The 26,704-nt window shown below is 72.4% G+C and carries 28 protein-coding genes, 1 pseudogene and 1 riboswitch; of the genes and pseudogenes, 15 read left to right on the top strand and 14 right to left on the bottom strand.

Annotated elements, in window-relative coordinates; all coding sequences use genetic code 11:
- Positions 1 to 69 precede the first annotated feature (69 nt).
- From thiC to AB0I91_RS18095, 4 genes are read left to right on the top strand one after another with little or no spacing between them, the layout of a single operon-like run.
- Positions 70 to 1,719, top strand: a complete 1,650-nt coding sequence (gene thiC / locus AB0I91_RS18080) for a phosphomethylpyrimidine synthase ThiC (RefSeq protein WP_498777737.1) — start codon at positions 70 to 72, stop codon at positions 1,717 to 1,719.
- 34 nt (positions 1,720 to 1,753) lie between these two features.
- The gene (gene thiD / locus AB0I91_RS18085) at positions 1,754 to 2,557 is read left to right on the top strand and encodes a bifunctional hydroxymethylpyrimidine kinase/phosphomethylpyrimidine kinase (RefSeq protein WP_498777740.1); all 804 of its coding nucleotides are present in this window, start codon (positions 1,754 to 1,756) and stop codon (positions 2,555 to 2,557) included.
- Positions 2,558 to 2,567: 10 nt separating this feature from the next.
- Positions 2,568 to 3,377: a class I SAM-dependent methyltransferase gene (locus tag AB0I91_RS18090; RefSeq protein ID WP_499637589.1), complete on the top strand. Its 810-nt coding sequence runs from the start codon at positions 2,568 to 2,570 to the stop codon at positions 3,375 to 3,377.
- A gap of 45 nt (positions 3,378 to 3,422) precedes the next feature.
- Positions 3,423 to 3,980: a VanZ family protein gene (locus AB0I91_RS18095; RefSeq protein WP_498777744.1), complete on the top strand. Its 558-nt coding sequence runs from the start codon at positions 3,423 to 3,425 to the stop codon at positions 3,978 to 3,980.
- On the opposite strand, the gene AB0I91_RS18100 is transcribed toward AB0I91_RS18095, so the two are convergent.
- Complete coding sequence (locus AB0I91_RS18100; RefSeq protein ID WP_498777746.1) at positions 3,907 to 4,431, bottom strand: TetR/AcrR family transcriptional regulator; 525 nt, start codon at positions 4,429 to 4,431, stop codon at positions 3,907 to 3,909. The genes AB0I91_RS18095 and AB0I91_RS18100 overlap by 74 nt on opposite strands.
- A gap of 78 nt (positions 4,432 to 4,509) precedes the next feature.
- Here AB0I91_RS18100 and AB0I91_RS18105 point away from each other — a divergent pair, with 78 nt between their 5' ends.
- Together AB0I91_RS18105 and AB0I91_RS18110 are read left to right on the top strand one after the other, a co-directional pair.
- Entirely contained in the window at positions 4,510 to 4,947 is a 438-nt protein-coding gene (locus tag AB0I91_RS18105) for an SRPBCC family protein (RefSeq protein ID WP_499637592.1), read from the top strand.
- Between the two features lie 104 nt (positions 4,948 to 5,051).
- Positions 5,052 to 5,351 carry a hypothetical protein gene (locus AB0I91_RS18110; RefSeq protein WP_499637595.1) on the top strand — a complete coding sequence of 100 codons (300 nt, stop codon included), beginning with the start codon at positions 5,052 to 5,054 and terminating at the stop codon, positions 5,349 to 5,351.
- 283 nt (positions 5,352 to 5,634) lie between these two features.
- On the opposite strand, the gene AB0I91_RS18115 is transcribed toward AB0I91_RS18110, so the two are convergent.
- Genes AB0I91_RS18115 through thiO form a run of 4 tightly spaced genes read right to left on the bottom strand, consistent with a single transcriptional unit; the run spans position 5,635 to position 8,071 of the window.
- Positions 5,635 to 6,066, bottom strand: a complete 432-nt coding sequence (locus AB0I91_RS18115; protein ID WP_230569728.1) for a MarR family winged helix-turn-helix transcriptional regulator — start codon at positions 6,064 to 6,066, stop codon at positions 5,635 to 5,637.
- Positions 6,067 to 6,124: 58 nt separating this feature from the next.
- The gene (locus AB0I91_RS18120) at positions 6,125 to 6,880 is read right to left on the bottom strand and encodes a thiazole synthase (protein WP_498777752.1); all 756 of its coding nucleotides are present in this window, start codon (positions 6,878 to 6,880) and stop codon (positions 6,125 to 6,127) included.
- Between the two features lies 1 nt (position 6,881).
- Complete coding sequence (gene thiS, locus AB0I91_RS18125; protein ID WP_498777754.1) at positions 6,882 to 7,082, bottom strand: sulfur carrier protein ThiS; 201 nt, start codon at positions 7,080 to 7,082, stop codon at positions 6,882 to 6,884.
- Complete coding sequence (thiO, locus tag AB0I91_RS18130) at positions 7,079 to 8,071, bottom strand: glycine oxidase ThiO (RefSeq protein ID WP_499637700.1); 993 nt, start codon at positions 8,069 to 8,071, stop codon at positions 7,079 to 7,081. The genes thiS and thiO overlap by 4 nt, the downstream gene beginning before the upstream one ends.
- A riboswitch (TPP riboswitch) is annotated at positions 8,072 to 8,183 on the bottom strand.
- 44 nt (positions 8,184 to 8,227) lie between these two features.
- Here thiO and thiE point away from each other — a divergent pair.
- Both thiE and AB0I91_RS18140 read left to right on the top strand, forming a co-directional pair.
- Positions 8,228 to 8,878: a thiamine phosphate synthase gene (thiE, locus tag AB0I91_RS18135; RefSeq protein ID WP_499637598.1), complete on the top strand. Its 651-nt coding sequence runs from the start codon at positions 8,228 to 8,230 to the stop codon at positions 8,876 to 8,878.
- Between the two features lie 8 nt (positions 8,879 to 8,886).
- On the top strand, positions 8,887 to 9,642 hold the full coding sequence (locus AB0I91_RS18140; protein ID WP_499637703.1) for a dioxygenase family protein: 756 nt from the start codon (positions 8,887 to 8,889) through the stop codon (positions 9,640 to 9,642).
- Positions 9,643 to 9,767: 125 nt separating this feature from the next.
- Here the strand turns inward: AB0I91_RS18140 and AB0I91_RS18145 are convergent, their stop codons facing one another.
- Complete coding sequence (locus AB0I91_RS18145) at positions 9,768 to 10,931, bottom strand: S1 family peptidase (protein WP_499611987.1); 1,164 nt, start codon at positions 10,929 to 10,931, stop codon at positions 9,768 to 9,770.
- Between the two features lie 541 nt (positions 10,932 to 11,472).
- Between AB0I91_RS18145 and AB0I91_RS18150 the strand changes: the two genes are divergently transcribed.
- A complete protein-coding gene (locus tag AB0I91_RS18150; RefSeq protein ID WP_499637601.1) occupies positions 11,473 to 12,396 on the top strand; it encodes a threonine ammonia-lyase in 924 nt (307 codons plus the stop codon).
- Between the two features lies 1 nt (position 12,397).
- On the opposite strand, the gene AB0I91_RS18155 is transcribed toward AB0I91_RS18150, so the two are convergent.
- Together AB0I91_RS18155 and AB0I91_RS18160 are read right to left on the bottom strand one after the other, a co-directional pair.
- Positions 12,398 to 13,855 (bottom strand): MFS transporter, encoded by a 1,458-nt coding sequence (locus tag AB0I91_RS18155; protein ID WP_498777762.1) that lies wholly within the window; start codon positions 13,853 to 13,855, stop codon positions 12,398 to 12,400.
- A 348-nt stretch (positions 13,856 to 14,203) separates the two neighbouring features.
- A complete protein-coding gene (locus tag AB0I91_RS18160) occupies positions 14,204 to 14,962 on the bottom strand; it encodes a GntR family transcriptional regulator (protein WP_230569723.1) in 759 nt (252 codons plus the stop codon).
- 241 nt (positions 14,963 to 15,203) lie between these two features.
- On the opposite strand from AB0I91_RS18160, the gene AB0I91_RS18165 reads away from it, so the two are divergent.
- From AB0I91_RS18165 to AB0I91_RS18185, 5 genes are read left to right on the top strand one after another with little or no spacing between them, the layout of a single operon-like run.
- Positions 15,204 to 16,487 (top strand): sugar ABC transporter substrate-binding protein, encoded by a 1,284-nt coding sequence (locus AB0I91_RS18165; RefSeq protein WP_499637604.1) that lies wholly within the window; start codon positions 15,204 to 15,206, stop codon positions 16,485 to 16,487.
- Positions 16,488 to 16,494: 7 nt separating this feature from the next.
- Positions 16,495 to 17,484, top strand: a complete 990-nt coding sequence (locus AB0I91_RS18170) for a carbohydrate ABC transporter permease (RefSeq protein ID WP_499637607.1) — start codon at positions 16,495 to 16,497, stop codon at positions 17,482 to 17,484.
- Positions 17,481 to 18,317 (top strand): carbohydrate ABC transporter permease, encoded by an 837-nt coding sequence (locus AB0I91_RS18175; RefSeq protein ID WP_498777768.1) that lies wholly within the window; start codon positions 17,481 to 17,483, stop codon positions 18,315 to 18,317. Before AB0I91_RS18170 ends, AB0I91_RS18175 begins: the two co-directional genes overlap by 4 nt.
- A gap of 6 nt (positions 18,318 to 18,323) precedes the next feature.
- The gene (locus tag AB0I91_RS18180) at positions 18,324 to 19,814 is read left to right on the top strand and encodes a glycoside hydrolase family 3 protein (protein ID WP_499637609.1); all 1,491 of its coding nucleotides are present in this window, start codon (positions 18,324 to 18,326) and stop codon (positions 19,812 to 19,814) included.
- Positions 19,811 to 20,854 carry an SIS domain-containing protein gene (locus tag AB0I91_RS18185; RefSeq protein WP_498777772.1) on the top strand — a complete coding sequence of 348 codons (1,044 nt, stop codon included), beginning with the start codon at positions 19,811 to 19,813 and terminating at the stop codon, positions 20,852 to 20,854. Before AB0I91_RS18180 ends, AB0I91_RS18185 begins: the two co-directional genes overlap by 4 nt.
- A 161-nt stretch (positions 20,855 to 21,015) precedes the next feature.
- Here AB0I91_RS18185 and nagA read toward each other — a convergent pair whose 3' ends face one another.
- Positions 21,016 to 22,215 carry an N-acetylglucosamine-6-phosphate deacetylase gene (gene nagA / locus AB0I91_RS18190; RefSeq protein ID WP_499637613.1) on the bottom strand — a complete coding sequence of 400 codons (1,200 nt, stop codon included), beginning with the start codon at positions 22,213 to 22,215 and terminating at the stop codon, positions 21,016 to 21,018.
- Positions 22,216 to 22,407: 192 nt separating this feature from the next.
- Between nagA and AB0I91_RS18195 the strand changes: the two genes are divergently transcribed.
- A complete protein-coding gene (locus AB0I91_RS18195) occupies positions 22,408 to 23,082 on the top strand; it encodes a FadR/GntR family transcriptional regulator (protein WP_498777776.1) in 675 nt (224 codons plus the stop codon).
- A 153-nt stretch (positions 23,083 to 23,235) separates the two neighbouring features.
- On the opposite strand, the pseudogene AB0I91_RS18200 reads toward AB0I91_RS18195, so the two are convergent.
- The 5 genes and pseudogenes from AB0I91_RS18200 to AB0I91_RS18220 all read right to left on the bottom strand — a co-directional run.
- Positions 23,236 to 23,520 (bottom strand): annotated as a pseudogene (locus tag AB0I91_RS18200) (L-2-amino-thiazoline-4-carboxylic acid hydrolase); the annotation flags it as partial.
- Entirely contained in the window at positions 23,481 to 24,407 is a 927-nt protein-coding gene (locus AB0I91_RS18205) for an aldo/keto reductase (protein WP_499637616.1), read from the bottom strand. The gene AB0I91_RS18205 and the pseudogene AB0I91_RS18200, both read right to left, overlap by 40 nt.
- Positions 24,404 to 24,622 carry a hypothetical protein gene (locus tag AB0I91_RS18210; protein ID WP_499637619.1) on the bottom strand — a complete coding sequence of 73 codons (219 nt, stop codon included), beginning with the start codon at positions 24,620 to 24,622 and terminating at the stop codon, positions 24,404 to 24,406. The genes AB0I91_RS18205 and AB0I91_RS18210 overlap by 4 nt, the downstream gene beginning before the upstream one ends.
- Positions 24,623 to 24,638: 16 nt before the next feature.
- Positions 24,639 to 25,388, bottom strand: coding sequence for an SDR family NAD(P)-dependent oxidoreductase (locus tag AB0I91_RS18215; protein ID WP_498777784.1), 750 nt, complete (start codon positions 25,386 to 25,388; stop codon positions 24,639 to 24,641).
- Positions 25,385 to 26,704, bottom strand: a complete 1,320-nt coding sequence (locus tag AB0I91_RS18220; RefSeq protein ID WP_499637622.1) for an enolase C-terminal domain-like protein — start codon at positions 26,702 to 26,704, stop codon at positions 25,385 to 25,387. The genes AB0I91_RS18215 and AB0I91_RS18220 overlap by 4 nt, the downstream gene beginning before the upstream one ends.

Here is a 26,704-nt window from a genome sequence, read left to right on the forward strand (position 1 = left end):
AGCGCAACGGCTCCGGTGCCGCCGACCGCCTGAACCTGACCGGGTAATGCCGGCGTAGGGAGGAATGTCGTGACGGCACTTGACGACCGTTCGGTCAAGCCGAGCGTCACCACCGGGCCGATCTCGGGCTCGCACAAGGTCTACCGCGAGGTGGACGAGGGTGTGCGGGTCCCGTTCCGCCGGGTGGAGCTGACCAACGGCGATCACGTCGATCTGTACGACACTTCCGGTCCGTATACCGACGACAACGCGACCATCGACGTCCACAGTGGACTTCCCGAGCTGCGCGCGGACTGGATCGCCGCGCGCGAGCCGGTCGGCGGGGCGGTGACCCAGCTGGCGTACGCCAAGGCGGGGATCATCACGCCGGAGATGCGGTTCGTGGCGGCGCGCGAGAGCATGAGCCCGGAGTTCGTCCGGGACGAGGTGGCGATCGGCCGGGCGGTCATCCCGCTCAACCGCAACCACCCCGAGGCCGAGCCGATGATCATCGGCAAGAAGTTCCTGGTGAAGGTCAACGCGAACATCGGCAACTCGGCCGTGACCTCCTCGATCGAGGAGGAGGTGGAGAAGATGGTGTGGGCGTCGCGGTGGGGCGCCGACACGATCATGGACCTGTCCACGGGCAAGCGGATCCACGCGACCCGCGAGTGGATCATGCGGAACTCGCCGGTGCCGATCGGGACGGTGCCGATCTACCAGGCGTTGGAGAAGGTGGACGGCGATCCGGCGAAGCTGTCGTGGGAGGTCTACCGCGACACCGTGATCGAGCAGGCCGAGCAGGGCGTCGACTACATGACGGTGCACGCGGGCGTGCTGCTGCGGTACGTGCCGCTGACCGCGAAGCGGGTCACGGGCATCGTCTCGCGCGGCGGGTCGATCATGGCCGCGTGGTGCCTGGCGCACCACAAGGAGAGCTTCCTCTACACGCACTTCGAGGAGCTGTGCGAGATCCTGCGGACGTACGACGTGACGTTCTCGCTGGGTGACGGCCTGCGGCCGGGTTCGATCGCGGACGCCAACGACGAGGCGCAGTTCGCCGAGTTGCGGACGTTGGGCGAGTTGACGCACGTCGCGCGGTCGCACGACGTGCAGGTGATGATCGAGGGCCCGGGTCACGTGCCGATGCACAAGATCGCGGAGAACGTGCGGTTGGAGGAGGAGTGGTGCGGCGAGGCGCCGTTCTACACCCTCGGGCCGCTGGCCACGGACATCGCGCCCGCGTACGACCACATCACCTCGGCGATCGGGGCGGCGCAGATCGGTTGGTTGGGCACGGCGATGCTGTGCTACGTCACGCCGAAGGAGCACCTCGGCCTGCCGAACCGGGACGACGTGAAGACCGGCGTGATCACGTACAAGATCGCGGCGCACTCCGCCGACCTGGCCAAGGGGCACCCCGGCGTGCAGGACTGGGACGACGCGCTGTCGAAGGCGAGGTTCGAGTTCCGGTGGGAGGACCAGTTCAACCTGTCGCTGGACCCGGACACCGCGCGGTCCTACCACGACGAGACGCTGCCCGCGGCGCCCGCGAAGACGGCGCACTTCTGCTCGATGTGCGGGCCGAAGTTCTGCTCGATGAAGATCACCCAGGACGTGCGGCGGTACGCGGAGGAGCGCGGTCTGTCCACTGTGGAGGCGATCGAGGCGGGCATGTCGGAGAAGTCGCACGAGTTCACCGACCACGGGGCCAAGGTGTACCTGCCGGTGGTCGACTGATGGGGGCACGCGTGAGCCCGGCCGGGACGCGCTGATGGCCGCCACGCCACCGAGGGTCCTCACCATCGCCGGGTCCGATTCCGGCGGTGGTGCGGGCCTGCAGGCCGACCTGCGGACGTTGTTCGCGTGCGGTGTGCACGGGATGACGGCGGTCACGGCGGTGACCGTGCAGAACTCGCTGGGCGTCACCGGGTACACCGAGGTGCCGCCGGAGGTGGTGGCCGCGCAGATCGAGGCGGTGGCCTCGGACATCGGGGTGGACGCGGCGAAGACGGGGATGCTGGCGTCGGCGGCGATCATCGAGGCGGTCGCGGCGGCGGTGGACCGGGTCGACGTCGGGCCGTTCGTGGTCGACCCGGTGGCCGCGTCGATGCACGGGCAGCAGCTGCTGGCCGACGACGCGCTGGACGCGTTGCGGACGTTGCTGTTCCCGAGGGCGACGCTGGTGACGCCGAACCTGGACGAGGTGCGGCTGCTCACCGGTGTCGACGTGCGCAGCCGCGCCGACCAGCGCAAGGCCGCCGAGGCGCTGCACGCGATGGGCCCGCGGTGGGTGCTGGTGAAGGGCGGGCACCTGTGGGACGACCCGGAGTGCCTCGACGTGCTGTACGACGGCGCGGAGTTCGTCGAGCTGCTCGGGCCGCGTTACGACGTGAAGCACACGCACGGCAGCGGCGACACGCTCGCGTCGGCGATCGCGTCGCAGCTCGCGCGGGGTGCGGACGTGCCGACGGCGGTGCGGTTCGGCAAGGACTTCATCGTCCGCTCGGTGGCCGCCGCGTACCCGTTGGGTGGCGGGGTCGGTCCCGTGTCGCCGCTGTGGCGGTTGGAGGGCTAGCGTCGAGGGGGTGAAGGTCGACCTGACCGGCGCCCCCGAGACGATGTTGGCGACGCTGTACGCGCGGGCGCTCGACGCCCGCGCGCAGCGCCCGATCCTCGATGACACGGCGGCGATCGAGGCCGTGTCGCGCATCGAGTACGACTTCCCGCGGACCGGCATCACCGCGTCGACGGCGGCGGGTGTCGCGATGCGCGCGAAGCTGCTGGACGACTGGACCGCCGACTTCCTGGCCCGGCACCCGTCCGCGACTGTGCTGCACCTGGCGTGCGGGCTGGACGCGCGGGCGCGGCGGGTGGGGTTCGGGTCGGGCGTGCGGTGGGTGGACGTGGACTTCCCGGCGGTCGCCGAGCTGCGTGAACGGCTGCTGGACGTACCGGCCGGGGACTACCGGCTGGTGCACGCGTCCGTCACGGACGGCGGGTGGTGGGACGGGGTGCCCGCGGACCGGCCCGTGGTCGCCGTGTTCGAGGGCCTGACCATGTACCTGACCGGGGACGAGGTGCGGGACCTGGTGCGGCGGGTCACGGGCCGGTTCGGCCGGGGTGAGCTGCTGTTCGACGTGTACGGGTCGTTCGGGATCAGGTTGCAGAGGTTCGTGCCGGCCGTGCGGCGGGCGGGTGCGACGCTGCACTGGGGGTTGGACGACCCGACCGTCGTCGAGGGCTGGCACGAGGGGTTGAGGTGCGTGGACGCGGTGCGGTCGGTGGAGCTGCCGCAGATCGCGGCCGAGCCGTGGCCGGCGCGCGTCCCGATGTGGGTCATGGCGCGGTTGCCGAAGGTCAGGGACGTGGGGCGGGTGCTGCGGTACCGGTTCTAAGGATGTTCTAAGCCACCGCTGTGGAACTCAGGCGTCTTGTATGGCATGAGCGCACTTCAGGACGCCTACGTGGCCGAGCTGGTGTTGAGCCAGCCCGAGGCGGTGGCGGCGTTGTTCGCCGGATCGGTGTTCTTGGGCGCGGTCGGCTTCGTGGTGGCGCGGCGGCGGGGGTGGGCCGCGCTGCCCGCCGTGCTGGCCGGGTGCGGGATGGCGTTGGCGCTGGCGGTGACCTTGGCGCGGCCGGGCGGGTCGTTCTCGGTCGCCACGACCGACCCGATCGGGATGTGCGTCGCGAACGAGTTCTCGATGGCGGGGTCGTTGGCGCGGCTGAACCTGCTGATGCTCGTGCCGTTCGCGTTCTTCGGCACGCTCGCCACGCGGCGGCCGTTCGCGGTGCTGGGCGTGGCGGCGGCGTTCAGCGGGGCGGTGGAGTTCGTGCAGGCGTTGACCGCGATCGGGGTGTGCGAGGCGCAGGACTTCATCAACAACACCGTGGGCGCGTTCTTCGCGGTGCTGGTGGCGTGGCTGCTCACAGTCGCCGCAGGTAGCCCTCGTACAACGCGCGCAGGTCGACCGTCTCGGGATCCAGCAGCCACAGGGTGAGCGCGCCTTCGAGGAACGCGACCAGCTCGGTCGCCCGCTCGGCGCCGAGGCGGTGGGCGAACGCCTGCCGCAGGGCGCGGTTGCGGGTCAGGAAGCGGGTGCGGACGTCGTTGTCGGCGGCCAGGTGCTCTGCCTGCAGGACGGCGTGCAGCGTGGCCAGGCCCTTGTGCTCCACGGTGTAGTCCGCGTCGGAGAGCAGCGCGGCTTTGAGTCCTTCGACGCCTTGGTCGGCGTGCTCGGCGACGCGGGCGGCGGCACGGGCGTCGAACTCGTCCAGGACGGCCTTGAGCAGGTTCTCCTTGGACCCGAAGTGGTGGATGACGGCGGAGGGCGTGACGCCGGCGCGGGCGGCGATGGCGGCGACCCCCGTGCCCGCGTAGCCCTGCCGGCCGAACAGCTCGATGGCGGCGTCGACCAGCGCGCGACGCCGTTCGACGCCGCGTTGCTGCACCTGCCCCTTGACTCCTGCGATGGCCGCGAGCTTATCGGGGGTGACGGCGGGTCGTGCGGGCAATTATCCTGCACGATCATGCAGGAAAATGAGCTGAGGACGACCGTCACCATCTCCGCGCCGATCACCCGCGTGTGGGCGGTGCTGACCGATTTCCCGAGGTACCGGGAGTGGAACGAGCTGATCGAGTACGTGTCGGGCACGGCGGTGGCGGGCGCGGAGGTGCGCACCCGGGCCGCTTGGGGGTCGCCCGCGCAACGCGAGTTCGAGGGCCGGATCACCGCCGTCGAGCCGCCTCACCTGCTGGCCTCGGAGGGCGGCGACCCGGACCTGTTCTTCGGCCGGCACCGGTGGGAGCTGTCCGAGGAGTCGCCGGGCGTGACGCGCCTGGTGAACCGCGAGACGTGGACCGGCCCCCTCTCCGCTTCGGTGTACGCGTCGAGCGTCGACCTGCTGACCGGCGAGTTCGACGCGTTCAACCGGGCGTTGAAAGCCGAGGCGGAACGGCTTGCTTGACCTGGATGCGCGTGCGGTTTCGGGCACGTTCCGACGAGGTCCGCAGGCTCGGGCTATTCGCTTGGCTCGACGGCCCTCCGAACCCGAGACTGGGGCGGTGCCACGTGCTGCCCGAACCCGTGCGCTGCTGCGTGCCCGTTCTCGACGTCGTGAGCAGGTGGGATCCGGAATCACTGCTCGCCTTCGAGGCGCCGCGGGACGAGTACGAGCCGGAAGCCAGAGCGTTCGCCGCGCTGCTCAATCGGGGCGTCACCATCACGCCCGAGGTGGTGCGACAGGTCTGGGAGGACTGGTTCGGTCCGGATTCGGCGTTCGCGCGCTTGGCGTCGCCCGCGGTGTTGGCGGAGTTCGCCGGGGAGCTGAACCAGGCTGCCGCCCCAGCCGAGGGGTCCGCGCAGGGGTGACCACCGGTGCGGCGACGCGGCTGCGCTTGCGGTCGCGCCGGTCGACGTGCCGCCGCGGACCCATCCAGCCGACGCTTGGCCGGCACTGCGCAAGGGGAACGCACCGCCGGCATCGCCGGCAGGGGAACGCTTCGCCGGGATCCCGGCAACGGAACGCCTCGCAGGCACCCCCGACAGGAGCCACGCTTCGCAGGCGTCCCCGGCAAGGGGACCCCTGCTTTTACCCTGCCACAGCGGTACGACGATTCCGAGGCCGCGAGCGCCGGCTGTGGACAACCCCCGGTCAGCCGACCTCGCCGACCAGTTCCTCCAACGCGGGCAGGGCGTTGACGAGGGCGTCGCGGTGTTCCGGCGCCAGCTCCTCGATCCGCCGCTGCAACTCCCGCACCCGCGCCGACCGCACGCCCGACACCATCGTCACGCCCTCCGGCGTCGGCGTCGCCAGCCACGCCCGCCCGTCCTGCGGGTCGGGCTCACGCCGCACGTACCGGGCCTCCACCAGCGCCGCCACGATCCGCGACAACGTCGGCGGCGCGACGCCCTCCTTCGCGGCCAGGTCGCCCAACCGCATGGGACCGCACCGCGCCAACGTGGCCAGCGCCGACACCGCGCCCGGCCCGAGCCCGGGCGACCCGGTGCGCCGCAGCAGCCGGGATAGCCTGCCGATCGCGAGGTACAGCCGGGCGGTGGCGTCCTCGACCTGGTCGGCCGTCACGGCACTCCTCCTCGGGCAGACGGACAGGATGGAGCATCCATCATGCCGTGCCCCGCAATCACCCCACTGCCGGACTCGACGCGTGCGCCCAGAACCGCTTCGGGATCCGCCCCGCCAGCTTCGCCAGCCGACCGGCCTCCACCCCCGCGCGCATCGCCGCCGCCATCCGTTCGGGGTCCTGCGCCCTGGTCACCGCGGTCGCCAGCAGCACGGCCGAACAGCCCAGCTCCATCGCCAACGCCGCGTCCGACGCCGTGCCCACCCCCGCGTCGAGGATCACCGGCACGGACGCGCGCGACACGATCAGCTCGATGTTGTGGGGGTTGCGGATCCCGAGCCCGGTCCCGATCGGCGAACCCAGCGGCATGACGGCGGCGCAGCCGACCTGCTCCAGCCGCAGCGCCAGCACCGGGTCGTCGGACGTGTAGGGCAGCACCACGAACCCGTCGTCGACCAGCTTCTCGGCCGCGTCGAGCAGCTCCACCGGGTCGGGCAGCAGGGTCTGGTCGTCGGCGACGACCTCCAGCTTCACCCAGTCCGTCCCCAACGCCTCCCGCGCCAGCCGGGCCGTCAGCACGGCCTCCGCGGCGGTGCGGCAGCCGGCCGTGTTCGGCAGCGCCGGGATGCCCAGCCTGGTCAGCAGGTCGAGCACACCGCCGCCGGAGGAGTCCAGGCGCCGCATCGCGACCGTCGTCAACTCCGTGCCGGACGCCACCAGCGCGCGTTCCAGCACCGCCAGGTTCGCCGCGCCACCGGTGCCCATGACCAGGCGCGAGCCGAACTCGCGCCCGGCGATCACCAACGGGTCGTCCACGTCACCCTCCCTGCACGGCGGTCAGCACCTCGACCGCGGAACCGTCGGACAGCACCGTCGTCCCCCACGCCGCGCGCGGCACGACCTCGCCGTCCAGCGCGACCGCGACACCGCGGGGCGGCGCGTCGAGCAGCGCCAGCACGGTGGCGACGGTCGACCCGTCGGCCAGTTCCCGCTCCAGACCGTTGACCTTCGCCTTCACCGACTGCTTCCTCCTTCGCGGAGCAGGGAGAGCACCCGCCGCGCCGTGACGGGGGCGAGCAGCAGACCGTTGCGGTGGTGGCCGGTGGCGGCCAGCACGCCGGGCTCCAGCCACTTGACCACCGGCGCGTTGTCGGGGCTGCCCGCGCGGAACCCGGCGGCGACCTCGGTGAGCGCGTACTCGGCGATGCCCGGCCACACCACCTCGGCGTCGCGCAGCAGGTCGCGCACGCCCCCCACGGTCACGTCACCGTCGAACCCGGCCTCGTACTGGGTGGCGCCGAGCACGAACCCGCCCTCGCGCGGCACCAGGTAGACGGGGCGGCCGGAGACGTGGGCGCGGATCGTGTGCCGGGGCGGCGGCAACGCGCCGGGTCGCGCCGACAGCCGCAGGATCTCGCCCTTCACCGGGCGGATCACGTCGCGCAGCAGGGGGTGCAGGTCGCGGCTCCACGCGCCGGCCGCGATCACCGTCACGTCCGGCTCCGCGGCGGGCTCGGCCGCGAACGCTACGCCGTCGGCGGCGCACGCCTCCCGCAACGCGCGCAGCAGCGCCCGGTTGTCCACGGCGACGTCACCCGGCACCGACAGTCCACTTCGGACCGATCCGAGGCCGGGCTCCAACGAGCGCAGCTCACGACCTGTCAACCGGGACGCCGACCGCCCCATCCGGCCCAGGTAGGCGCACAACTGGTCCAGCACCTCGACGTCGGCCCGGTCGACCGCCACCGCCAACGTCCCCGCGGGACTCAGCTCGACGCCGAGCGAGCGCGCGAACTCCGGCCACAGCGCCAACGACTCGACGCCGAGTGCCAGCACGTCCTCGTCACCGGGCCACGCCTCGGTGATCGGCGCCAGCATCCCGCCCGCGACCCACGAGCCGCCGTGCGGCGAGCCGCGGTCGACGACCTCCACCGCGTGACCGGCGCGCGCGGCGTACCAGGCCGTGGACAGCCCGATGACACCACCGCCGAGGACGGTCACTCGCATTGCCAAGGCACTCACGCTCCCTGCGCCGGCATGACCCGGATCAGGTTCGACGGTCGGAGCGAACCACGCTCCCTCTCAGCCCGGTGTGTTCCAGGCTCCCGTGCGGACCACGTCCACCGTAGCGCACGGAACGCGCCGGCGGTTACCGTGCCGCCCGTGCCAGGACTCGACGGAACGCGGATCAGGCGGCGGCTCGCCGACGCACGGCTCTACCTCTGCACGCCCGCGCGGCCCGACCTCGCCGAGTTCGCGGACGCCGCGCTCGCCGGTGGCGTCGACATCGTGCAGTTGCGGGACAAGGGCCTCGAAGCCAAGCAGGAGATCGCGGCGCTGGAGGTGCTCGCCGAGGCGTGCGCGCGGCACGGCGCGCTGCTCGCGGTGAACGACCGGGCGGACGTGGCGCTCGCCGTGGACGCCGACGTGCTGCACCTGGGCCAGGACGACCTGCCGGTGCCGCTCGCGCGCCGGGTCGTCGGGGACGACGTGGTGATCGGCCGCTCCACGCACGACGTGGGGCAGGCGCGGGCGGCGGCCGTCGAGCCGGGGGTGGACTACTTCTGCACCGGGCCGTGCTGGCCGACGCCGACCAAGCCGGGCCGTCCCGCGCCGGGCCTCGACCTGGTGCGCGCCACGGCGGGCACGACCGACCGGCCGTGGTTCGCCATCGGCGGCATCGACGCCGACCGGCTGCCGCAGGTGCTGGAGGCGGGCGCGGAGCGGGTCGTGGTCGTGCGCGCCGTCACGGAGGCCGAGGACCCCCGCGCCGCCGCCTCTTGGTTGAAGCTTCAACTAAAGGGCGTACAGTAGTCCGCGTGATGCCTGTGCTGTACCTGGGCCACGGGGCGCCCCCGCTGGCCGACGACGAGCGGTGGACCGGCGAGCTGAGGTCGTGGTCGGCGGCGCTGCCGCGCCCCGGGTCGATCCTCGTCGTCTCGGCGCACTGGGAGAACGACCCGCTCACGTTGGGCGCGACGACCGCCGTGCCGCTCACGTACGACTTCTGGGGCTTCCCCCGGCGGTACTACGAGGTCACCTACCCCGCGCCGGGCGCGCCCGACCTGGCCCGCGAGGTCATCGGGCTGCTCGACCGCCCAGTCGCGCACGACGAACGGCGCGGGCTGGACCACGGCGCGTACGTGCCGCTGAAGGAGATGTTCCCCGAGGCGGACGTCCCGGTGTTGCAGATGTCCCTGCCCAGCCTCGACCCGCGCGACCTGTTCGACGTCGGCCGCCGGCTGGCCCCGCTGCGCGAGCAGGGCGTGCTGATCGTGGGCAGCGGGTTCATGACGCACAACCTGAGCTGCGTAGACCTGTCCGCGGCCCCCGACTACCGGCCGCCGTCGTGGTCGGCCGAGTTCGACGACTGGGCGGGCCGGGCGCTGGCCGACGGCGACGTGGACGCGTTGCTGGACTTCCAGCGCAAGGCTCCCGCCGCCGGCGTGGCCCACCCGCGCACCGAGCACTTCGCGCCGCTGTTCGTGTCGCTGGGCGCGAGCGCCGCGCAGGAGGCCACGACCACCGTCGACGGCTTCTGGTACGGGCTGTCCAAGCGGTCCGTGCAGTTCTCCTGAGCGGACGCGGAACGCCCCCGAGCCGGTCGGGCCCGGACGCCGAACGCCCCCGAGCCGTCGGCCCGGGGGCGTTCGCCAAGCGGTGCGCGGCCCACAGGGACGACCGCGCGCCTGTGTCCGCGAGGTCAGCCGCGGGTCAGGCTCAAGCCGTAGGCGCTGAGGATCTCGCCGACCGGCTGGAAGAAGGTCGTGCCGCCGGAGGAGCAGTTGCCCGAACCGCCGGAGGTCACGCCCTGGGCCTGGCTGTAGCCGGAGCCCGCGACCCACGAACCGCCCGAGTCACCGGGCTCGGCGCAGGCGTTCGTGCGGGTCATGCCGTACACGGCGCCCTGCGCGTAGTTCACCGTCTGGTTCTTGGCCTGGACGGTGCCGCAGCGCCAGCCGGTGGTCGAGCCGGAACGGCAGATCGCCGCGCCGATCGCCGCCGAGGTGGAGCCGGTCACGGTGACGTTGGAGCCGTTGTAGCGGTTGACCCACGGACGCGAGGTCCAGCTGGAGTTCGTCCGCACCCAGGCGTAGTCGTTGCCCGGGAAGGACGAGCCCGCGAACGAGCCCTGCGAGACGCGGTTGTAGCCGGTCGTGGCGTTGCCGACCCGACCGCAGTGACCCGCCGTCACGAAACCGCCGCTGACCGCGAAGCCGACCGAGCACCGGCCGCTGCCGATGTAGTACGCGTCGCCGCCGCGGGTGTCGTACAGGGTGGTCGGGCTCTGGTCGACCTCGACCACCCGGACCGCCGGGCTGACCGACTTGGCCGAGGCCAGGAACGCCTCCGCCGCCGCGTCCCGCTGGAAGCGGTTGACCTCGACGACGACCGAGTTCGTCTGCTCGTCGACCCGCCAGCCGGTGATCGACGACGGCGCCGACAGGGTGTCGATCGTCGACTTCGCGCCGGTCAGCTGCTGGTGGGAGAAGGCGACGTACTTGGCGTCGGCACCCGCGGCACGGGCCGCGCCCGCCTTCGCCGAGTCGGTCACCGCGACCACCAGCTTGCCGGTCGCCCCGTTGATCCACGAGCCCGCGTAGGCGCTGCCGACCGCGGACCGCGCCGCGGACTCGACCTCACCCGCCCGGGTGTCACTCGCCAAACGGGCGGTGACCTGTTCGGCGGTCAGGCCGAGGTCACGTTGCGCCGCTTGGAGCAACTCGGCGGGGTAGCTCTCCGTGTCGGCCGGGCTTGCGCCATAGGGGGCGGCGGGTGCCGCGATGGCCGGTACGCTGAGAGCTGTAGCCGTGCCGGTGGCCAGCAGGACGGCCGTGGCAAGGCGGACCGCACTCGTGCGGTTCATTAGGCGTCTCCCTCATCTTCGGGTGCAGGGAACCCGAGAGCCTGGTTGCAGGGACCGCTCTCGGGGGCTCTAGGGGGACGGGTGGTGGGGCGGCGGCAGGGGTCGCCCCACCCCTTTACTTCTCGCCCGTGTCGTCGCCCGGGTTCGAGTCGGTGAGTCGGCGGTCGGGCCCGAGCTCGGCGAAGCGCACGGCAAGGACGGCGCTCGCGTGTCTCGCATGGCACTCCTCCCGATCTCTACCGACCAGTACTCACCCGTTCGAGCGACGTTATGACTCCGTAACCTGTTACGGCCCGAGCCATCTGAGGGCGAAGTGTGTCACAGGACACGCCGACGTGACTGCGCTGTGTAGCGTTTGACAGTTAACTCTCACTCAAGGTAGTGAGTCGATCACCGATTCGGGCGGTTTTGCCAGAAGTAAGCGATTCGGTTAAGCCAGCCACGGACGTGTGAATGTTGTTGCCCCGGGCGGGTGAAGCAGGAGGAGTTCCGGTAACGACCCGTGTACTCGTCACACCGCCGCAGGGGTGAGGATCGACGCATGGGACTCGTCACCATCTCCGACATCCGGGCCGCCGCCGACCGCATCGAGGGCGCGGCGGTCCGCACTCCCCTGCTGCGGTTCGACGACGGGTTGTGGCTCAAGCCGGAGAGCCTGCAACCGGTCGGCGCCTTCAAGATCCGCGGCGCGTACAACGCACTGGCGCGGCTGACCGAGGACGTGCGGGCGCGCGGCGTCGTCGCCTACTCCAGCGGGAACCACGCCCAGGCCGTCGCCTACGCGGCGAAGCTGTTCGGCGTGCCCGCGGTGATCGTCGTGCCGGACGACACCCCGCGGGTCAAGGTCGACGCGACCCTCTCGCACGGCGCCGAGGTCGTCCAGGTGCCGATGGCGCTGCGGGAGGCGCGGGCCGCCGAGCTGGTCGCGGAACGGGGCGCGACGCTGATCCCGCCGTTCGACCACCCGGACGTCATCGCCGGTCAGGGCACGGTCGGGCTCGAGGTGATCGCCGAGAAGCCGGACGTGGCGACGGTGCTCGTGCCGGTCAGCGGCGGCGGGCTGATCTCGGGCGTGGCCGCGGCGGTGAAGGCGCTGAGCCCGTCCACGCGGGTGATCGGGGTGGAGCCGGAGCTGGCCGGTGACGCGGCCGAGTCGCTGCGGGTCGGCACGCTGGTCCGGTGGTCGGCGGGCGACCGGGCCCGGACGATCGCCGACGGGCTGCGCGCCGAGCCGTCCGAGCTGACGTTCGAGCACCTGCGCGCCTACGTGGACGACATCGTGACGGTGTCCGAGGAGCAGATCGGCGAGGCGGTCGGCGTGCTGGCCCGGCGGGCGCGGCTGGTGGTGGAGCCCAGCGGCGCGGTGACCGTGGCCGCGCACCTCGCGCGGCCGTCCTCGGGTCCGACCGTGGCCGTGCTGTCCGGCGGGAACGTCGACCCCGAGGTGTTCGCCCGGTACCTCTGAGTCAGTCGGGCACGCGGGCGGGCGGGCCGTCGACGCCGCAGCTGTGGCACTCGGGCACTTCGGGCGTCGGCTCCAGGACGCGGTTGTCCACGCCGACGGCCATCAGCCCGCCGACGATCGACGCGACCGCGCACACCAGCAGGGCCGTCTGCCAGCCCTCGGTGAGCGCGGTCGGGTCGGCGTACTGGGCGCCGGTCAGGCCCGCCACGGCCGGCAGCACGGCCACCGCGACCAGGCTGCCGGTGCGGGCGACGGCGTTGTTCACGCCCGAGGCGACCCCCGCGTACCGGTCGGGTGCGGCGGCCAGCACGGTCGCCGTCACCGGCGCGACCACGGCCGCCAGGCCGAAGCCGAACACCAGCAGGCCGGGCAGCACGCCGGTCCAGTAGCCCGCGCCGGGCTCGACCCAGCGCAGCATCAGCATGCCGACGCCGATCAGGACCGGTCCTCCGACGAGTTGGGCGCGTGGCCCGATCCGCTGGGCGAGCGCGCCGGAGCGTGCGGACAGGGCGAGCAGGATCAGCGTGATGGGCACGCTGGCCAGGCCGGACGCCGTCGGCGAGTAGTGCAGTGAGACCTGCAGTTGCAGCACCATCAGCACCATCACCCCGCCCAGGGCCGCGTAGACGAGGAACGTCAGGGCGTTGGACAGCACGAACGTGCGGTTGGCGAACAGCTGGGGCGGCACCAGCGGGTCGGCGCCCCGGCGTTGCAGCACGACGAACACCACCAAGCCGGCAACACCGACCACCCCGGCGGTGACCACGAGCGCGTCGGCGCCCCGGACCGGCGCCTCGACCAGCGCGCCGGTGATGCCCGCGAGGCCGATCGCGCCGACGACCGACTCGCCGATGTTCGGGCGGCCGGTGAGGGCCTCGTCGCGGGATTCGGGCACGTGGCGGCGGGCGAGCCACACGCACAGCGCCGCGATGGGCAGGTTGATCAGGAACGCGAGCCGCCACGACCAGGCCTGCACCAGCAGGCCGCCGAGCAGCGGCCCGATCGCCGTGGCGACGCCGGACAGGCCGGACCAGGCGCCGATCGCCCGGCCGCGGTCGGCACGGGCGAACACCGATTGGAGGATGGCGAGCGAACCGGGGGTGAGCAGGGCGCCGCCGATGCCTTGGAGCACGCGTGCGACGACGAGCAGTTCGGTGGTCGGCGCGAGGCCGCAGAGCAGGGAGGCGGCGCCGAACCAGAGCACGCCGAAGGTGAAGACCCGGCGGCGGCCGTACCGGTCGCCCAGCGAGCCCGCGATCAGGATCAGCGAGGCCAGGGCCAGGAGGTAGCCGTCGAGGATCCACTGGAGGCCGGCCACGGAGGCTTCGAGCTCGGCGCCGATGCGGGGCAGCGCGACGTTGACGATCGTGCTGTCGAGCATCGCCATGCCCGACCCGAGGATGGTCGTCGCCAGCACGGCCTTCGCCCGGCCCGTGCCCCACACCACAGTTTCCGCCACAGATCCATTCTGCTCTCGGAGTTGTCCACAGGCCGACCCGGAGCACCCGGAACCGTCGGTGGCCGCCGGCAGGATGAAGAACGGGGGTCCCCCTGGGCGGGGTACGCGGTTGGGTCAGGACGAGCTCGTGCGCGCGGGCGGTGCACTGAGCCCACGGACGCTCGCCGCGCTCAATGAGGCACTCAAGATCGCGCTTGCGCTTCCGTAAGCACCGGGATCGAACCAAAGGCCTCTGACCTGCGGAAACCGAGGACCTTACGCGCGGCGTCGATCATGCTTCGAGTCAACGCCACCCGCTTGCCACTGGACGCCGCCCGGTCACGCCTCGCGACCGGGCGGCGGCACGGGTTAGCCCGCGGGACGGTTCAGGGTGGCGACGAACTTGTAGCGATCACCCCGGTACACCGAGCGCACCCACTCCACCGGGTTGCCCTCCGTGTCGAACGAGTGCCGCGACAGCAGCAGCATCGGCAGGCCGATGTCGGCCCCCAGCAGCTCCGCCTCCTCCGGCGACGCCAGCGCGGTCTCGATGGTCTCCTCCGCGTGCCCCATCTCGACCCCGAACCGCTCCCGCAGCACCTGGTACAGCGACGCGCCCGGCGCGAGGTAGCGCCGCAGGCCGCGGAACCGGCCCAGGGCCAGGTGCGTGGTCTCGATCGCCATCGGCTCGCCGTCGGCCAGCCGCAGCCGGTGCAGCCGGAGCACCTTCGCACCCGCCCGCACGCCGAGCAGCCTGGCCAGCTCGGCCTCGGCGGGCATCTCCGACGCCTCGATCAACCGCGACGACGGCTGCCTGCCCTGCGCCTTCATGTCCTCTGTGTACGACGACAGCTGAAGCCGTTGCGCCACCTTGGGTTCCGCGGCGAACGTGCCCTTGCCCTGCACGCGCAGCAACCGACCCTCCACGGTCAGTTCGGCAAGCGCTTGCCGCACCGTCGTGCGCGACACGTCGAACTCCGCCGCCAGCGAACGTTCCGTCGGGATCGGCGATCCGGGCGGCAACGCGCGCAGGAGGTCGAGCAGATGCCGCTTGAGTCCCCAGTACTTCGGCTCGCGCTGCGCGCGAGTCCTGGCGTCCACGCCAGTCGCAGGGCTCGTCTCGAGCATGCCTTCCTCCTCGCCCCTTGCCAGCCGACCTTGCCAGCGCTCCCAGACACAGGATGCCTTGTCCTCGTCGGATCGTGCGCCCGAACCCCCGACAAGCGCCAAGAAAATGATCCGATGACTTTGCAACGGTCCAGCAACGGCCTTGACATGCCCTGTGGCGAGGCACACTCTAGGCCGCATTGGTCTACACCACTTTGGAGTTCCGGTCGTGGGATCGGGGCATGGGGAAAGGGCGCACAACGTGAAGGGCTGGAGAGGACTGGCCGTAGGTGCCGCCGCACTCGCGGTGGCCGTGGCCGGATGTGGCACGAGCTCCGACGGCGGCAGCGGAAACTCCGGAGAACCCAAGACGCTGACGGTGTGGTTGATGGACGGCTCGGCGCCGACCACCCTGACCGACGCGCTGAACAAGGAGTTCCAGGACTCGCACCCCGGCGTGACCGTCAAGTACGAGATCCAGAAGTGGAACGGCATCCAGGAGAAGCTGACCACCGCGCTGACCAGCAACAACCCGCCGGACGTCATCGAGCTGGGCAACACCCAGACGGCGAAGTTCGCGGCCGAGGAGACGCTGACCGACCTCAGCGCGGACGCCGCCGACCTCAACGGCGACCAGTGGCTGGGCGGCCTGGAGGACTCGCTGACCTGGGACGGCAAGAAGTACGGCCTGCCGTTCTACGCCGCGAACCGCACGGTCATCTACCGGACCGACCTGTTCGAGGCCGCGGGCATCACCGCCGCGCCGAAGTCGCGTGACGAGTGGATCGCCGCGATCGAGAAGCTGAAGACGGCCAACGCGGCCGACCCCGACTTCCAGCCCCTCTACCTGCCGGGCCAGTCCTGGTACGTGCTGCTGTCCCTGATCTGGGACGAGGGCGGCGACGTGGCCAAGCCGCAGGGCTCCGCCTGGGCGGGCGCGCTCGACACCCCGCAGGCCAAGGCCGGCCTGGAGTTCTACAAGAAGCTGGTCGACACCTCCGGCACCAAGGCGCCGAAGGACGCGGACGAGGCCACCCCGCAGCAGATGGAGGTGTTCGCCACGGGCAAGGTCGGCATGATGATCGGCCTGCCGTGGGAGCTCGCGGGCGCGGTCAAGGCCAACGCCGACCTGAAGGAGAAGACCTCGGCGTTCGCGATCCCGTCGAAGACCGCGGGCAAGACCGCCCCGGTGTTCCTCGGCGGCTCGAACCTCGCCATCCCGGCCGGCAGCAAGAACGCCGACCTGGCCAAGGAGTACCTGAAGCTGCTGTCGTCCAAGAAGTACCAGGACATGCTGGCCGAGGGCGGCGCGGTGCCCGGCACCTCGACCGACACGGCCAAGCTGGCCACCACCCCGATCGGCAAGGCGCTGGCCGAGTCCGCCCCGAACGGCAAGGTCACCCCGACCACCCCGTCGTGGGCCGCGGTCGAGGCGGGCCAGAACCCGCTGAAGGACATGCTGACGGCGTACCTGACCGGCGCGAAGCCGCTGGACCAGGCCACGTCCGACGCCAATGCGGCCTTGTCGAAGACCCTGGCCGGATGACGATCGGATGACGGCCGTGCACACGACCGACGCCGCGGTGCCGACGAGCTCCTCGTCGGCACCGCGGCGTGCCGCACCGGACGGCGCGCCGCGCCGTCGGGGCGGCGCCTTCGACCGGGCGCTGCCCTACCTGCTGCTGGCCCCCGCCGTGGCGGCCATCCTCTGGCTGATCGGTTGGCCCGTCCTCTCCGTCCTGGTGACCAGCTTCCGCAAGCTGAACCTGCGCGAGCTGACCCGCGGCGAGGTCGTGTGGACCGGTCTGGACAACTACGCCGAGATCCTGGGCGACCCGGCGTTCTGGGGCATCACGGTGCGCACCGTGGTGTTCACCGGGCTCGTGGTCGCCGTGTCGGTCCTCGCGGCCCTGCTGATCGCGCTGCTGATGCGGCAGATCAGCCCGGTCGTGCGGATCGTTCTCCAGGTCGCGATGCTGCTGGCGTGGGCGATGCCGCTGCTCGCGGCCACCACGGTCTACCAGTGGATCTTCGACCAGCAGTACGGCATCCTCAACAAGACGCTGGTCGCGGTCGGGTTCGACTCGTTCGCCGGGCACTCGTGGTTCTCCACGGGCACGTCGACGCTGGCCGTGATCGGGCTGCTGATCGTGTGGCAGGCGATCCCGTTCCTGGCGTTCTCGCTGTACGCGGGCGCCATCGGGATCCCGAAGGACCGTTACGAGGCGGCGGGCATCGACGGCGCGTCGGCGTGGCAGACGTTCCGCGCCGTGACGTGGCCCGAACTGCGGCCGTTGCTGCTGATGGTGACGTTCCTGTCGCTGCTGTGGGACTTCAAGGTGTTCGCGCAGATCTGGGCGATGCGCAAGGGCGGCCCGGACGGCGGCAGCACCACGTTGGCCGTCTACCAGTACCTCGAAGGCATCTCGAAGAGCCACTTCGGCGTGGCCGCGGCGGTGTCCGTGGTGATGGTCGTGCTGCTGGGGCTGCTCACCTTCCAGTACCTGCGCAGGCTGCTCCGGTCCCAGGAGGGCGAGCTGTGATCGCGAAAAAGGGTTCCGCCAAGAAGGTCACGGGCAACGTCGTCGCGCTGGTCGTGGCGTTGTTCTTCGCGTTCCCGACCTACTGGATGGTCTCGACCGCGCTCAAGCCGCGCAAGGACCTGCTGACCAGCGGTTACGACCTGGTGCCGTTCTCGGTGACGGGCTCGAACTTCGCCACCGCGTGGGCCAAGCCCGGTTTCCTCAACGCGTTGGGCAACAGCCTGCTGGTGACGTTGAGCGCGGTGGTGGCGGCGATCGCGGTCGGCCTGCTGGCGGCGGTGGCGCTGTCGCGGATGCGGTTCAAGGGCCGCAAGGGCTTCGCGATGATGCTGCTGGTGGCCCAGATGGCGCCGTTCGAGGCGCTGCTGATCCCGATGTTCCTGATGATGCGCGACCTCGACCTGCTCGACCGGCTGCCGGCGCTGGCGCTGATCTACTTCGCGGTGACGCTGCCGTTCTGCGCGTGGACGCTGCGCGGGTTCGTCAACGGCATCCCGCTGGAGCTGGAGGAGGCGGCGATGGTGGACGGCTGCGGTCGGTGGGGCGCGTTCCGCCGGGTCACGCTGCCGCTGCTCGGGCCGGGCCTGGTGGCCACGTCGGTGTTCGCGTTCGTGACCGCGTGGAACGAGTTCCTGTTCGCGTTGTCGCTGGTCAAGGACCAGACCAAGGAGACCCTGCCGGTGTGGCTGTCGGGGTTCCAGACCGCGTTCGGCACGGACTGGGGTGGCGCGATGGCCGCGTCGGCGCTGTTCACCCTGCCGGTGCTGGTGTTCTTCCTGATCGTGCAGCGCAAGATGGTCACCGGCGTCACCGCCGGTGCGGTGAAGGGGTAGAACCGCATGTCGTTGCACCGGCTCGCGTCGGGTGTGCTGCTGCCGGGGTTCCACGGGACCACCGCGCCGGACTGGCTGCTGAAGCGGGTGGCCGACGGGCTCGGCGGTGTCGTGCTGTTCGGGCGGAACGTGGTGACCGTCGACGGTGACGACGATCAGGCCCCGGACGCCCAGGTCACGGCGTTGAACGCGCAGTTGCGGGGTGTGCGCGCGGACGTCGTGATCGGGATCGACGAGGAGGGCGGCGACGTCACCCGCCTCGACGCGGGCCGCGGGTCGGAGGTGCCGGGCAACCACGCGTTGGGCGCGGCGGACGACGTGGGGCTGACGCGGGCGGTGGCGGCGTCGATCGGGGCGCGGCTGGCGGCGTGCGGGGTGAGCCTGAACCTGGCGCCGTCGGCGGACCTAGTGCTCACGCTGGAGGACCCGGTGATCGGCGTGCGGTCGTTCGGGTCGGACCCGGTGGCGGCGGGCGCGCACGTGGCGGCGTTCGTGGAGGGCCTGCAGGCGGTCGGGGTGGCGGCGTGCGCCAAGCACTTCCCCGGCCACGGCGCGTCCACTGTGGACTCCCACGCGGCGCTGCCGGTGCTGCCGCGGACGCCGGCGGAGCTGGCGTCGGCCGAGTTCGTGCCGTTCCGCGCGGCGGTGCGGGCGGGGGTGCGGTCGATCATGACCGGGCACCTCGTCGTGCCGGAGTGGGGTCCGGCGCCCGCGACGCTGAACCCGCTGGCGGTGCGGGTGCTGCGGGAGGAGCTGGGGTTCACCGGGGCGATCATCACCGACGGACTGGACATGAAGGCCGTCGGCGGCGACCTGGCGGAGGGGTCCGTGCGGTCGTTGGCGGCCGGGGTGGACGCGTTGTGCCTGGGCGGCGAGCCGTTGGACGACGACGGGCTGCAGTGGCTGGTCGACAGCATCGTGGCGGCCGTGGAGTCGGGCGCGCTGCCGCTGGAGCGGTTGGAGGAGGCGGCACGGCGGACGGCCGCGCTGGGCGCCCCGGCGGCTTCCGTGCAGGCGCACGACCCCGGGCTGGGGCTCGTCGCCGCACGGCGGGCGCTGGAGGTGCGCGGCACGTTGGCGCTGTCCGGGCCGCCGGTGGTCGTGGACCTGGCGGTGGAGCCGTCGATCGCGGTCGGGGACGTGCCGTGGGGGCTCGGGCCGTATTTGACGGAGCTCGTTCCGGGTACCTCGGTGGTGGCGGCGACGTCCGCTCGGGAGATCGCGTCGCTGGCCGCCGGACGTCCGGTCGTCGTGGTGACGCGTGAGGCACACCGCCACGCGTGGGCTCGCGAGCTGGTGTCGTCGCTGGGTACTATTGGTCTAGACCTTGTGCACGTCGAGACGGGCGTGCCGGGACCTGACCTCGGCGTCGGCGCCCGCGTGGACACCCACGGCGGTTCACGGGTGTGCCTGCGGGCGGCGGCCGAGCGCATCGCCGCGGCCACCGCCACGCCGTCCGCCGAACCTGAACCTGAACCGACGGGGGAACTCCGATGACCGACCACCAGCCCGGCAGGCACATGGCGGCCGAGATCGACCAGCAGCCGGGCATCTTCGCCGACCTGTTCGCCCGGCGGGACGCCATCGCGTCGGTCGCCTCGGTGATCGCCGAGCGCCGGCCGCGGTTCGTGCTGCTGGCGGCGCGCGGGTCGAGCGACCACGCGGCGCTGTACGCGAAGTACCTGACCGAGGTGCTGCTGGAACTGCCCGCCGGGCTGGTGTCGCCGTCCACGACCACGCTGTACGGCGCGCGGCCGGACCTGCGGGACGTGCTGCTGGTCGCGGTGTCGCAGTCCGGCGGGTCGCCGGACCTGCTGGAGGTGACCGAGTCGGCCCGGGCGCGCGGGGCGTTGACGGTGGCGGTGACGAACACCTCGTCGTCGCCGCTGAACGGCGCGGCCGAGCTGGCGGTGGACGTCGGCGCGGGCGTGGAGCGGGCGGTGGCGGCGACGAAGACGTACTCGGCGACGTTGCTGGCGCTGTACCTGCTGGTGGACGGGATCCGGGGCGGTGACGGGTCGGCCGCGGCGGGTCTGGGCGACCTGGCGCGGGCGACGCTGGACTCCTCGGCGGACGCGGTGGCCGAGGCCGTGCAGCGGTACCGGTTCGTGGACCGGGTGCTGACCACCGGGCGCGGCTACTCGCTGCCGACGGCGCTGGAGGCGGCGTTGAAGCTGGCCGAGACGTCGTACCTGGCGGCGCGGGCGTACAGCGGCGCGGACCTGCTGCACGGGCCGGTGGCGGCGGTGGACGCGGAGACGGCCGTGCTGGCGGTGACCAGTGCGGGCAAGGGCGGTGACGCCCTGCACGACGTCCTGGACGCGGTGCACGGGCGCGGGGCGGACGTGCTGGCGGTCGGTTCGGCTTCCGACAAGGTCTCCGCGGCCCTGCGCGTCCCGGTCGCGGAGACGGCCGAGGAGGTGGCCCCGATCCTGGAGATCCTGCCGATCCAGCGCCTGGCCCACGGCCTGGCCCTGGCCCGCGGCGGCGACCCGGACAACCCGCGCGGCCTGAACAAGGTCACCCGCACCCGCTGACCACCGCGCGTCCACGTCCGCGTCGCGCGTGTTCCACGGCCGGAACGCGCGCGACCTGCGTTCGCGTCGCGCGTGTCCTGCGTCCAGAACACCTGAAGTCAACGCTCGGAACACGGGAGAGGCCCGGGGGACGCGTCCCCCGGGCCTCTCCGCTCGTGCGGCTACTGCCCGGCGGCGGCCACGCCGACGGTCGCGTTCTCGTACGCCGTCGCGCGGTCGAACACCACCTCGCCGTCCACCCACACCTTGCGCGGCTGGAGGTCGTCGTCCCACCAGACCAGGTCCGCCACGGCGCCGACCTCGAGCCGGCCCAGCGTCGGCTCGCCGATCGCGTCGGCCGGGACGACGGTCGCCGACGCCAGCGCGTCCGCCGTGTCCACCCCCACCGACACGATGTTGCGCACGGCCAGGTCCAGGGTCAGCGCGCTGCCCGCGATCGTGCCCTCCGGCGAACGCGGCACGCCGTCCTCCGTCAGCAGCACGTCCGCGCCGCCGAGCTGGTAGCGGCCGGGCGGCATGCCGGCGGCGGCCACGGCGTCCGTGACCAGCGCGACCCGGTGCCCGGCGGCGTTGAAGACCAGCCGGCAGACGTCCGGGCCGACGTGCGCCAGGTCCGCGATCAGCCCCAACGTGAACCGGTCGTCCACCAGCGCCACGCCCGGCACGCCCGGTTCGCGGTGGCCGAGCGGGCGCTGGGCGTTGAACAGGTGCGTGACCATGCGGGCGCCCGCCTCGGCGGCGGCCCTGGTCTGCTCGCCCGTCGCGTCGCTGTGCCCGACCGCGACCAGCACGCCCGCCGCCGCCAGCCTGCGCACGGCCTCCAGGCCGCCCGGCTGCTCCGGGGCGAGCGTCACCATGCGCAGCGCGTGCCGCAGCACCGCGTCGCCCAGCAGCAGGTCGATCTCGGCCGGGCCCGGCGGCACCATCAGCGCCGGGTCGTGCACGCCCGCGCGTTTCGGCGACAGGAACGGCCCTTCCAGGTGCACGCCGAGCGGCTTGGCGCCCGCGTGCGGCGGCAGGGTGGCCGACGCCGCCAGCACGGCGTGCGCCTGGCGGATGGCGACCGGCACCGGCGCGGTGATCAGGGTCGGCAGGAAACGGGTCACCCCCGTTCGCGGGAGCGCTCTCGCCACCTCCGCCATGCCTTCGGGGTCCACCTCGGCGAAGTCGACCCCGACCGCCCCGTTGACCTGCACGTCCACCAGGCCCGGGGTGAGCAGGCCGTCGGTCAGCACCTCGGCGCCGTCGGGTGGTGAACCCGCGACGACCTCGACGATCCGGCCTGCCCTGAACCTCAGGCTGACGGGACCGGTGATGGTCCGACCGAGCAGTGCTCGCGGAGCTGCGACAACCGTGTCCAAGGTCCCTCCTCAAATGGTCCAGACCATTATGGCCGGAAGTGGCGGACGCCGTCACGTATGGTTATAAGATAACCGAATAGAGTAGAGATGGGTGAATGTTTCGCCGCTCGGCGGGTTGGCCGCGCGGCGCTTCGGCGTGGCCCATACTTGGCGCCAGACATCCGAGGTCTAGCTGACGAGTCGAGGGCCGCCGTGGCAGTGACCGACGACGCCATCCTGCGCGTCAAGGAGATGATCGTCTCGGGCGAGCTGAGGCCGGGCGACCGACTGCCGCGCGAGGCGGACCTCGCCGAGCGGCTCGGGCTGTCGCGGAACTCCCTGCGTGAGGCGGTCAAGGCGTTGTCGCTGGTCAGGGTGCTGGACGTGCGGCAGGGTGACGGCACGTACGTGTCCAGCCTGCGTGCCGACGACCTGCTCGGCGCGTTGTCGTTCGTGCTCGACCTGCACCGCGGCGAGGACTCCGTGCTGGAGGTCCTGCAGGTGCGCCGCATCCTCGAACCGGCCGCCGCGGCGATGGCGGCGCAGCGGGTCGGGCCGGACGAGGTCGCCGCGCTGCGGGCGTTGTGCGACGCCGCCGAGTCCGCGCGGTCGGTGGAGGAGCTGGTCGAGCACGACCTGGAGTTCCACCGCGCCGTCGCGCAGGGCTCGGGCAACGCCTACCTGGCCCAGCTGCTGGACACCCTCGCCGGCCCGACCGTCCGCGTGCGCATCTGGCGCGGCATCACGCAGGGCGGCGCGGTGGACCGGACCGTCGCCGAGCACCGCGCCATCGTCGACGCCCTGGCCGCGCACCAGCCCGAACTGGCCCGTTCGTGGTCGACGGTGCACGTGGCGGGCGTCGAGCAGTGGCTGTCCGACCTGGCGTGACGCCCGCCGACCGTGTTCCGGGCGGTCAACTCGGCCGTTCCAAACGGAGGACACAGGCGACGCGAACGCAGGACACGCGGGTCGGGTGCGGTTGAAGTGGAACGGGCAGGTGGAGCCGCCCCGGGCGATCGTGGTCGGTCGGCGGAAGGCCACGCGGTGGCGGGCGGGGTCGATGGCGTCGATCCACGCGGCGTCGACGTCGCAGAACACCTCGCCCGGTTCGGGCACGCCGGCGCCCGCGAGGACGCGCACGTAGAAGCAGCGGTGGACGTCGACGTGCGGTGTCCGTACCCGCGCACGCGCGGGACGGTCGGCACGCTCCAACCACCAACCTCGCGCTGACCAAAGTTTGCTCTTACGCGCCACAACGCACACCCGGGCCACCGTGCCGGAGAGGATCAGTGCGCCAGCAGGCCCTCGGCGCGCAGGTCGTCCCACACCGCGTCGGGCACCGGCGACGGGAAGACGGCGGCCCGCATCTCCGCCGCCGTCCGCACGCCCAGCAGCACCGACACCACCGCCGGGTGCCGGAACGGGAACGACACCGCCGCCTGCGGCAACGTCACGCCGTGCCGCGCGCAGACGGCGGCGATCCGCCGGGCGCGCTCCACCAACGACTCCGGCGCGGCCCGGTAGTCGTAGGTCGAGCCGACGTCGGGCCGGGCCAGCAGCCCGGAGTTGAACACCCCCGCCGCCACCACCGACACGCCACGCGAGGCGCACAGGTCCAGCAACTCCGCCCCGCCCTGCTCCAGCACGGTGTACCGCCCGGCCAGCAGCACCACGTCCAGGTCGGTCTCCCGGACGAACCGCGCGGGCATCTCCCACTGGTTCATCCCGACGCCGACGGCCCCGATGACGCCCTCCGACCGCAGCGCCAGCAACGCGGGCACGGCCTCCGACACCGCCTGCTCCGCGTGCGAATCCGGGTCGTGCACGTACACCACGTCCACCCGGTCCAGCCCCAGCCGGTCCAAAGAGGACTCCAACGACCGCCGCACGCCGTCCGCGCTGAAGTCCCACCGCCGCCACGCCGTCGCGGGCACGGCGAACCCGTTCGCCATGTCGTCGCCGTCGCCGAACCCCGGCTCCAACACCCGGCCCACCTTCGTGGAGACGACGAACGACTCCCGCGGCCGGCCCGCCAGGAACGCGCCGATCCGCCGCTCCGACAAGCCCAGCCCGTAGTGCGGCGCGGTGTCGAAGTACCGGACACCGGCGTCCCAGGCGGCCTCCAACGCGCCGAAGGCGTCCACATCGGACACCTCCGCGTACAGGTTGCCGATCGGACCGCCGCCGAACCCCAACCGCGACAGGGGGATCACTCCTGCACCTTCCCCGTGGCGAAGCGGGTCACCATCACAGGTGGCGTGTTCCCGGCGCCGACGCTGCGAGTGTTGCGACAGGAGGACATGCCGGCGCCGCCGGAGGACCCGAGGCACGTCGCCTTGACCGAACGGTCCAAAGTGGACGTGACCGCGCCGGTGTCCTGCGGCGCCATCACGATCGCCTTCGCGCCCTGGATGCCGAGACGCTTCATGGTCCCCTCAGTCCGTTCAGGGTTTCGGGCGCAACCGCAGACCGTGCATGCCGCCGTCGACCGCGAGGACGGTGCCGGCGGTGGAACCGGAGAGCGGACCGGCCAGGTAGGCGATGGCGCCCGCGACCTCGTCCGCCGAGACCAGCCGCCCGTGCGGCTGCCTGGCCTCCAGCGCGGCCCGCTCGGCGGCCGGGTCCGGCGCCGAGTCGAGCAGGCGGCCCACCCACGGGGTGTCCGCCGTGCCGGGGGCCACCGCGTTCACGCGGATGCCCTCGCGCACGTAGTCCGCGGCCATGGCCAGCGTCAACGCGTGCACCGCGCCCTTGCTCGCCGAGTACAGCGCGCGCTGCGGCAGACCGGCCCAGGCCGCGATGGAGCCGGTGTTCACGATCGCCGCGGACGGCGACTTCCGCAGGTGCGGCAGCGCGGCGCGGGCGACCCGGGCCATGCCGACCACGTTCACGTCCAGCACCCGGTGCCACTCGTCGTCCGGGTTCGCCGTCACGTCGCCCTGCGCGCCGACGCCCGCGTTGTTCACCACCACGTCGAGCCGGCCGAACCGCTCGACCACCTCGTCGATCGCGGCGCGCACCGACGCGTCGTCGGTGACGTCCACCCTGATCCCGTGCAACGGCGGGTCGACCTCCGGGACGAGGTCCAGCGCCACCGCGGTCGCGCCCCGGTCGGCCAGCAACCGCGCGGTGGCCAGGCCGATGCCCGACGCGCCGCCGGTCACCACCGCCACCAGCCCTGCGAACTCGCTCACCGCTCCTCCTGCAACTCGGTCCACACCGGACCGTCCGGGTACCGGTAGTCGGTCAGGGTCCGCTCCCGCAGCCGGGCCGAGAAGCCGGGCTCGGCGGGCGCGACGTACCGGCCGTCGCGCACCACGGCGGGATCGGTGAAGTGCTCGTGCAGGTGGTCGACCCACTCCAGGACGCGGCCGTCGGCGGTGCCGGAGACCGCCACGAAGTCGACCATCGCCAGGTGCCTGACCAGCTCGCACAGGCCGACGCCGCCCGCGTGCGGGCACACCGGCACGCCGAACTTCGCCGCCAGCAGCAGGATCGCGACGTTCTCGTTCACGCCGCCCACCCGGCACGCGTCGAGCTGCAGCACGGCGATCGCGTCGGCCTGGAGCAGCTGCTTGAACACCACCCGGTTCTGCACGTGCTCGCCGGTGGCGACCCTGATCGGGCTCAACGCCCTGGCGATCGCGCCGTGCGCCAGCACGTCGTCCGGCGAGGTGGGCTCCTCGATCCAGTACGGGTCGAACGGCGCCAGCTCCCGCATCCACGCGATGGCCGTGCCGACGTCCCACCGCTGGTTGGCGTCCACGGCGATGCGCACGTCCGGGCCGACGACCTCGCGGGCCAGCTTCATCCGCCGCACGTCGTCGTCCAGGCTGCCGCCGACCTTCAGCTTGATCATGTCGAAGCCGTCGGCCAACGCCTGCCGCGCCAGGCCCGCCAGCTTGTCGTCGGCGTACCCGAGCCAGCCCGGTGACGTCGTGTAGGCCGGGTAGCCGTCCCGGACCAGCGCTTCCGCCCGTTCGGCACGTCCGGGCTCCGCGCGCCGCAGGATGTCCAGCGCCTCGTCGGGCGTGAGCGCGTCGGACAGGTAGCGGAAGTCGACCAGGCCGACGATCTCCTCCGGCGTCATGCCCGACAGGAACCGCCACAGCGGCAGGCCCGCGCGCCGCGCCGACAGGTCCCACGCGGCGTTGACCACCGCGCCGAGCGCCATGTGCGCGACGCCCTTCTCCGGGCCGAGCCACCGCAGCTGCGAGTCGCCGACCAGCTCCGCGGACAGCGCGGCCAGGTCGGCGGCGGTCTCCGGCACGGACCGGCCGACCACGTGGTGCGCCAACGACCGGATCGCGGCGGCCTGCACGTCGTTGCCGCGGCCGATGGTGAACGCCAGCCCGTAGCCCTCCGGGCCGCCCGACGTGCGCAGCACGACGTAGGCGGCGGAGTAGTCCGGGTCGGGGTTCATCGCGTCCGACCCGTCCAGCTCCCGCGAGGTCGGGAACCGGACGTCCAGCACGTCCAGCGCGACGATCCGGTCCGCCCCCGTGGTCAC

It is taken from the genome of Actinosynnema sp. NPDC049800 (assembly GCF_040656635.1).
Taxonomy (GTDB): domain Bacteria; phylum Actinomycetota; class Actinomycetes; order Mycobacteriales; family Pseudonocardiaceae; genus Actinosynnema.